The organism is Neobacillus piezotolerans (genome assembly GCF_003362805.1).
In the GTDB taxonomy this organism is placed as follows: Bacteria; Bacillota; Bacilli; order Bacillales; family Cytobacillaceae; genus Bacillus_D; species Bacillus_D piezotolerans.
Window position 1 is genome coordinate 1,061,691 of sequence record NZ_QNQT01000001.1, and the last position, 7,978, is coordinate 1,069,668.

6 protein-coding genes and 1 pseudogene are annotated in these 7,978 nt (G+C 35.4%); 4 read left to right on the forward strand and 3 right to left on the reverse strand.

From position 1 onward, the window contains the following. Window positions 1-307 precede the first annotated feature (307 nt). Complete coding sequence (locus DRW41_RS05090) at window positions 308-1,198, forward strand: hypothetical protein (RefSeq protein ID WP_142752179.1); 891 nt, start codon at window positions 308-310, stop codon at window positions 1,196-1,198. Between the two features lie 818 nt (window positions 1,199-2,016). On the opposite strand, the gene DRW41_RS23745 is transcribed toward DRW41_RS05090, so the two are convergent. Together DRW41_RS23745 and DRW41_RS23550 are read right to left on the reverse strand one after the other, a co-directional pair. Further along, window positions 2,017-2,289, reverse strand: coding sequence for a tyrosine-type recombinase/integrase (locus DRW41_RS23745; protein WP_115450848.1), 273 nt, complete (start codon window positions 2,287-2,289; stop codon window positions 2,017-2,019). A gap of 273 nt (window positions 2,290-2,562) precedes the next feature. Further along, complete coding sequence (locus DRW41_RS23550) at window positions 2,563-3,015, reverse strand: site-specific integrase (RefSeq protein ID WP_222928830.1); 453 nt, start codon at window positions 3,013-3,015, stop codon at window positions 2,563-2,565. A gap of 116 nt (window positions 3,016-3,131) precedes the next feature. Between DRW41_RS23550 and DRW41_RS05100 the strand changes: the two genes are divergently transcribed. After that, window positions 3,132-4,673 (forward strand): hypothetical protein, encoded by a 1,542-nt coding sequence (locus DRW41_RS05100; RefSeq protein WP_115450849.1) that lies wholly within the window; start codon window positions 3,132-3,134, stop codon window positions 4,671-4,673. A gap of 1,127 nt (window positions 4,674-5,800) precedes the next feature. Here the strand turns inward: DRW41_RS05100 and DRW41_RS05105 are convergent. Continuing rightward, window positions 5,801-6,103: a hypothetical protein gene (locus DRW41_RS05105; RefSeq protein ID WP_115450850.1), complete on the reverse strand. Its 303-nt coding sequence runs from the start codon at window positions 6,101-6,103 to the stop codon at window positions 5,801-5,803. 486 nt (window positions 6,104-6,589) lie between these two features. On the opposite strand from DRW41_RS05105, the pseudogene DRW41_RS05110 reads away from it, so the two are divergent. Together DRW41_RS05110 and DRW41_RS05115 are read left to right on the forward strand one after the other, a co-directional pair. Beyond that, a pseudogene (locus tag DRW41_RS05110) lies at window positions 6,590-6,871 on the forward strand (DUF3219 family protein). 18 nt (window positions 6,872-6,889) lie between these two features. Further along, the gene (locus DRW41_RS05115; protein WP_115450851.1) at window positions 6,890-7,885 is read left to right on the forward strand and encodes an LLM class flavin-dependent oxidoreductase; all 996 of its coding nucleotides are present in this window, start codon (window positions 6,890-6,892) and stop codon (window positions 7,883-7,885) included. The last annotated feature ends 93 nt before the right edge of the window (window positions 7,886-7,978 follow it).

Consider the following 7,978-nt stretch of genomic DNA (forward strand, 5'->3'; position numbering starts at 1 on the left):
TGTTTGGGATCTACCACCTGGTGGAGGTCCACTACAAGAGATAGGTATGGATTTTGAGGATATGACTCCAATTGTGTATAGATATACATATTTCGGACGGTTTGAGAGGTTTTTAGAGGGAAAAGGTTGTATCAATCCATAAACTTAATTGATTAATGATGTCTGCACTGAGTTGATAATTGTAAACAAAATGTGAATTTTATCCATTGTTTTGTAAGATGTTATTTGAATATATTTAGGGGCTGTTAGGTATGAGTATGGCATCTTATTTCGTAATGAACAAAATCGAAGTCCTTTTGCCGAAGCTATGGAGCAATTAATACACAGTAATGGGAAAAAATTAATTTTATGTTCGGGGTTTATTTCCTTTAAAACAGGCTTGAATAACTGGATTTTAGAAGCTATTAAAAAAGACCGAATTGAAGAATTGGTTATAGTAGCAGGTTATATAGATATCAACTCTAAAACTGAAGGTGGAACAGACTTTCACGAACAAAAGCTAGAAGAAAATAAATCACTAATTAAAGAAATAAAGGATTTAAAAAATACTAAACCTCGAACTGAAGAACAAGAAAGATGTATAAAAGAAAAAGAAGAAGAGCAACAAAAAATTGGCAAAAAGCATTTTATTTACCCTATTTATAGAGAATGGATGAGTAGAAATACTGTAAAATCTATTTCAGAAAAATTTCGGTTTCATCGAAAAGAAAGTGGTTATCCTGATGAGAAGTGTAATGAAAGTATATACTGGGAAAAAGTATCTGAGGCTATTGACACAGCCCAAATAAAAGGACGGTATTACTGTAATTATTGTAAGTTGAAATTATTTATTATTTCATTACACCAACAGCTCTATGATATGAAAATAGAAAACTTACCTATTAGTGTCATTTTTACTCCTGAGGGGGATAAGGGTATTAAATGGCATTCCAAAATAGCCTTAAAGGTAGATAGTAATAGAGATGAAGCAATATCTGCTTTAGTAGGAAGTAGCAATCTAACTCTAGCAAATCTGCCTTATTCTAATGGTACATTTAATTCGAGTTTTGCTTTAGAATTTGATGTTTTTATAAGTCCAGATATTGAGGTACTTACTATAACAGATGATAGTTATGCAATAGTACCTGTGACACCATCTATACATAATGAAAAAGGTATACTAAATTCAATTTATAAAGGATTAAAACAATTTCTTTAATTTTGTAACTTCTATGATTTTACAACATTATAGTCTGTACTTTTGACCCCTTTTGATTTAACGGCAGGGCTTTTGATGTAAGAGGTTAATGCCATTTAGGGGAATATTTAAATACTTTACTAAATCATACTGAAAAACCTTTTCCTGCCGTACCAATTTCGTGCTCACTTGATAATCATCCTTGGGAAAATCCTTGGGCGATAATTTCCTTTTCTGCTGGTCTAGATTTTTTAAGCGGTACTACCCAACCACACCTTAGTTCAATAGTTTCAAAATAGGCCACCCTGCCGTGGTAGCTGATTTGGGTGGCCCACCTTCCGTTGGTGACTTACCAATGGAACTTCTGGGATTATTATTACCACTTCCCTGTCTAACAGCGATAAGGGAACGAAAGGCATTGGGAAGTTGATAAACACACCAACATCCCTTGTGTTGTCAAATGCAGTCAACACACGTGGGGTGGGGTACAACCATAAAAGTTCATCTCTTTAAAATGCTAACAATTTGCTAACGCAATCCAATGAAAGACGATTAATTCTCGTTAAAGATGTTACAGTAAGAATTTACAAAACCTTGATGTACTGCACTCTTCGCACAGGCCGTGTAAGATATTACACACTTTCACCTTAGGGCGGCATGATGTAAAGGCTACTTCAATAAAAATAAACCGTAAGATTATACCTAAATTATATCCGAGCGAAAAAGGTATATTGGTGAACTTTTTTAAATCCAGTAATGTAGATTGTGGAAACAAAATTTAGTGGTGAAACTAATCACCTACTAAATATGTTTTTTAATTCAACAAAATCCTCTATTAATCATAAACCAATTCCACTTGCTGCATTATCATCAAACAGGTTCGCCTTCTTAATATACCGTTGCAACGAATGGGACCTTTTATGCCCCGTCTGCTTCATAATCAGATGCTCAGCCTTTCCAGCTTTCGCAGCTGTACTACAAAACCCGCTTCTTAAACTATGGGCTCCATACTTCCCTGGATTCAGTCCCACCTTTTCGCAACAATCCTTTACAATCAACCGAACTGACTGAGGAGTTAGACTCCCATTTACTACATTGCCGTGTCGATCCATTCTTCGAAACAATGGACCTTATTTAAGACCAGAAGCCGTAACCCAATCTTCAAAGCTACGTACGGGACATGTTAAAGGGTTACTCCCAAATGGTAAAGCCACATCATGTCCTTCCCCTTTTTAATCTGTTTTACTTCTATGTAAATGGAGAATCAATCCGTCGCGTGTTTTAGAGATGTCTTCAATGTTCAATCCGACTAATTCACTGCCCCTTAATGCACCTGCCCATCCTAAGACAAGTAAAGCTCAATTACGAATCCCAATAAGTCTATTTTATGGCAGTGCTTCAATTAACTGACGCAATTCATGAAGCCATAGCGCATCTTTCCCTTTTTCATAAATACCAATTTTTCGTTGTAATCCTTCCCAAACACCTCGTACAAGAGGTGTTTTTGTTGGACTTAGAAAACCAGCAGTTTCATGACGCTGTGAAACAGCTGCCATTTTTCGCTTAATTGTTGAGGCTTTTTTGGTTTTTCCTAAGAAAGTTATATAGTAAACCATTGTCTCTGGGGTGGCCGGCAGAGAAGAAAATGAACGATCTTCACACCATGCCTCAAAATGCATCCAATCTGAGGAGTATGCTTTCTTGGTATTTTCTGACTTCGAATTTTGTAAATATACACGAGCTTCATTTTGAAGTTCAAGAACTTCGGTCGAAAGTTCATTTAAATGACATTGTTTTTTATTAAATAGGAATACTTTACCATTTGCATAATGAAACAGTTAAATCTACAACAAAAAAAATTGAAGACTCTTTATACAATTTCCATGACTATGTTGTTTTTAATAAACAAATTTAATAGAATTTACTCAATAAATAATTTACATGAGGGGTTTGTATGGAGGAACTATTTACCATTGAGAATTTCCAAAGGAAGATACATAGACAGTATGAACTACTATTAAAAACCAAAGATACAGATATGTTTATTCATTATATAGCAGATTTTTTTAACTTCTTATGCCAGGATTTAACACTGTTCATGACAATTACAGATCTATTAAAAAATGAAATTTATATGGAACAAGAAGTAACTGAACTAAATGAAGATTTAAACATTATAATGAGCAATGTTTTAAATATACTCATAGATCTTGTTAATGAGAAAAGTTTAGAAGAGAAGTTAAGGTTATTTGAAGAAAATGATAGGGACGTAATACCGTTATACTTTGAAAAAGGGGGTCAACTAAATAATGATCCTCAGGTTCTTCATCAAAGGTTAATTGATGCTGATAAGTTTATACAGGAGAATAAATTAGAAAAAGAAGTTAATGATCGCTTAAGAACGATATACAGCAAACCAGTTATGCTTAGAAACAGGGAAAAGCTATTTTTATTTTATATTAAAGAAGATTGGGAGTTTCAAAAAGAAGCTTGGGTAGATTGGGATAGTATAAAAACCCAAATTGATAATTTGCATACTTATAATGTTCAAATTCTGATACAAAAGAAATTAAGTGTAAAATACGACTTACTTAATATTTTGTCGTATATTAAACATCACTATGCCTACTTAAAAAGTTTAGATGAACTGTATAAAATGAATAAATGCATTGAGGATTACCGACAAACCAATAGAACCCTTATAGTCTTAGCAGCTAAAGATAAATGTATCTGGTTGGAAAATTTAGAGTTCAAATTAGAAAAAATAGTTAACGCTATATTAAACAATTTAGAGAAGAAATGGAACATTGATACATTAATAAAACATTATGCTTTAAAAACAGAAGAGTTTGGTGTTGAACGAATTAAAAACTTGATACGAGAAAAAGGGGAATCCCATGGTGAAAAGATTTGTCAATTAGATTTAGGTGAATTTTTGTTTAGCAAAGGCCTTAAGCCTATAATGGAAAAACAGTTCTCTAGAGATAGGTTAGACATCCTATCTACTGGAATAGAAGAGAGTATTATTGAAGTAAAGCTTTTTAAAAAATTGGATGCTATAATAGATATTTTTCAAGGATTTGCACAGACTATAAAATACAGTAAAGAACACCAAAAATCAATTGGGTATTATATCATATATCAAACTGATGTAGACTATAAACTTATTACAGAGCCTGTATACAGGATTGGAAACTTAACAATATATACCTACGTTATTGACCTTACCAGTCTTAGTGGGAGATTTGATAAAAGGGAGCATTTAGTCTTAAGTAGTGATGAGGTTAACAACTACCTAAATAACAAGGATAACGAATTGGTTAAGAATTGGAAAGAGGTACTACTTTCCGACTTACTATCGATAAAGGGGATAGGGGGAGTAACTTCTCTCAAAATATTTAAGCAAAGAAAGAGTTTAAAAAAGATAGATATATTACGAATAACGGGTGTAGGCTTTGGGAGGTTAAAATCTATTGAAAAAAGATTTTTATTCTGATTGTTCGGATCTATAATATAAAGCGAGGGATATGGAACGAACCAAGACAATCATACTTGATTAAAAATAAATACCTTCTACATATTGGGTAAGAATTTAACTAACAGGCGAGCCGATAACGGCTTGTTTTTTTTGTTTACAGGATTAATGATGCCCTCCCCTTTGTAAGAGGGCCATCCCTTTATATAGTAATTCAACGAGTGTAATGCAGAAGTGTAGACTGATTAACCGTATATTTCAGTGCCCTAAGATTACTAGAATGATTCAATCATTTAAAATGGACACTTAATGGAAGGAAGAAAACATGCAAGGGTACATAGTCGTTACTTCTAGGGAGTGGTTTGAATATTTATCGGCAAGTAAGTGAATACACGAGGTTAATTTTGGGCGTAAAAATAAAGAAAATTTTAATGAACTTACACATGGCGGACCGTACATCTTTCTAGTTGAAAATGAAAGAGGAGTTCAAGGTGAAATAGGCGTATTAGGTAAGGCGTATGAAAGGTTTGAAATATTAACGGTAACCGAGGCGTGGGATAAATACCGCAATGCCAACGGTGAAAAGGATAGTAATAGTTTTATTATGGGAATGAATGAGATGTTTACCGATAGCCATAACAGTGAAATGGGGTGTATTATTTTATCTGATTTCAAAGAATTTGATAATCCCGTGTTTTTAAGCGATATAAACATAGAGATTAAAAATAGCGTTGTATCTAGATAGGATATTACGGAAACGATTCTAAGCGCCGTTCGATTATATGTTGTAGTGACTTTTCTACAGAAACTGCTTGTCCTTATTATTCTTCTACGGACTCTCCGTTTAATCTACAACTTTATATCTGATATTTTGGGAATCATTTTTAATGTCAATAATCCGTGTCGTTCTCACTTGGAGACTTCTCAATATAGTATTTTAAGGAATCGTGGACTATTCGATCTAGAATTGTAGCTGCGGTCAATTTTAAGTAGTCATATTAAATAAATTAGGCAATAGCAAGGTGCAATGATATATCCCAGATGCCCAGAATTGACCCAGAATGAACGTAGAAAAGGAGACAATATTAATTTTTATTATCTCCTCCCTATATGCACTTAAACTAAGCGCAGTGACCTCTTTTATATTTTTAAATGTACCTTCCATTCGGATGAAAAAATTTCCACCAATTGTTCACTTTATTAAAGTGATTACTAGAGGTTACAAAAGATTTTACTTCAATTCCAAAGGTTTCTTTGTGAAACATTTTTAATTGTTCGCATCCTCTTGAAAACTCCACAGCAGCTGCTTCACTCATTTCTTGTGAAGTACCTACAACGATGAATGGAACAGATTCTTCGTAATGGATAGGTACAGTACCTCCAAAATAAATCTCATGTAATTCATGTAACTCAGTTTTCATCGCTACTTCTAATAGAACTAATCGGCTCATATATTTACCCCTTTTTCTCTTAATTATGAGCTTATTAGACAAGAAAAACGGTAAAATTTATGTATAATATTTGAAATGTTTCAATATTATGGGTTTTTGTGTATTTACATTATTAATATAATAATATTTTGAGTTCAATTATCGGTAAAATTATTGCTGGACAGCGTTATGCGACACTTTCCCGTTCTGTTTAAGTATTGATGTAACTTCTAAGGATACTGATGAATATTGGAAGGAAAGCCTACAAGGCTTTTAATAAATTATAGCTCACTCAGAGGCGCTGGAACTCAGTTAAGGTAAAGTAAATTAGGTAGTATTTTAACTATAAAAGGACCAGTATATATTGAAGAGGATGAGCCGTTTTGGTTTTCATCCTCTTTATGTCTAAGGTGTATTTAAAGTGGATTGAAATGCAATTCGATTCATTTGTTGCCAATATAACCTAGTGGTATGATTCTCATACGAACATAATGAGTAGGTGATTTTTTGGTAAAGGAACTATTATTAAATGATACATTGATTCAGTTAGAGTGCTTTAAGGAAGAGACTAAGGATGGTTTACATAAGATTATTATTAACTTTAAGGTTACGAGCGAGGAGTAACATGATTTCGTAACTTTTTTGTATCAAGGGACGTTTGATGTGAAGGTTCCTGAGCGGGGATTGGCGTTTAGAGGGACGATTCAGGAATATTCATCTTCAATTACCAATTTGTATGAAAAGGGGCAGGTCGGCGATTACAGAGTAGATTTGGTGGAGGTTCGCTAGTTAGGGAGGGATGGTGGGTTGAAGCTTAGTATTTTGGATCAATCGTCAATTTCGTCAGGCCAAACTGCAGGGGAAGCATTACAGGCATCATTGCGGCTGGCACAGATCGGGGATGAATTGGGGTATACACGATACTGGAGTGCGGAACATCATGATATGCAAGGGCTTGCCTGCTCTGCACCTGAGGTGATGATTCCGTATATCGCAGCCAATACAAAACGGATTCGGGTCGGCTCAGGGGCGGTTTTGTTGCCGTACTACAAGCCGTATAAAGTCGCTGAGGTTTTCAATATGCTGGCAACCTTGTTCCCTGGCAGGATTGATATTGGAATTGGGCGTGCTCCTGGCGGGTCTGCGGAAGCGACCAATGCCTTGTCAGATAATTTCCTGCAGCAGGTTTATGCGATGCCAGAGAAGGTAGAGGAGCTGCTTCATTTTTTGTATGATGAATTTCCTAAAGGACACGAGTTATCAAAAGTGACGGCTTCGCCAATGCCTCCAGTCCCATCTAAGCCTTGGTTGTTGGGAACAGGCAAGAAAAGCGCAATGCTGGCAGCACAACATGGCTTGGCGTATGCATTTGGCCATTTCATGAGTGAAGCTGATGGAGAGGCCATTATCCAGAGTTATCTTGATTCCTTCCAATCAAAGAAGCAAGGGGAGAAGCCACAGTTATTGCTGACGGTTTCGGCTGTTTGTGCGGAAACGACTAAAAGGGCGGAAGAGATTGCACTGAGTTCTCTTATCGGGAGACTGCAGCAGGCAAAAGGGGAAGGGCACACAGTACCTTCCATAGACGAAGCGAGGAAGTACACGCTTAGTAACCAAGAAAAAGAGCAGCTTGAGAACATGAAACGTAACATCATTGTGGGCAATCCTCAAGAAGTAGGGGCGGCCCTTAAACAGCTGCAAGTGAGGTACAATGCAGACGAAATGATGATTGTGACCATATGCCATTCACCGGAGGACAAGAGAAGGTCTTATAAATTAATTGCAGAAGAAGTTTTTAGCTGACTTTTGCTAATATTTACTGTTTAACATCAAGAAAAGGACTGTCCATTGTGAACTATGCCCTATAAAGTGGACAGTGAAATAAAAAGGCCTAAC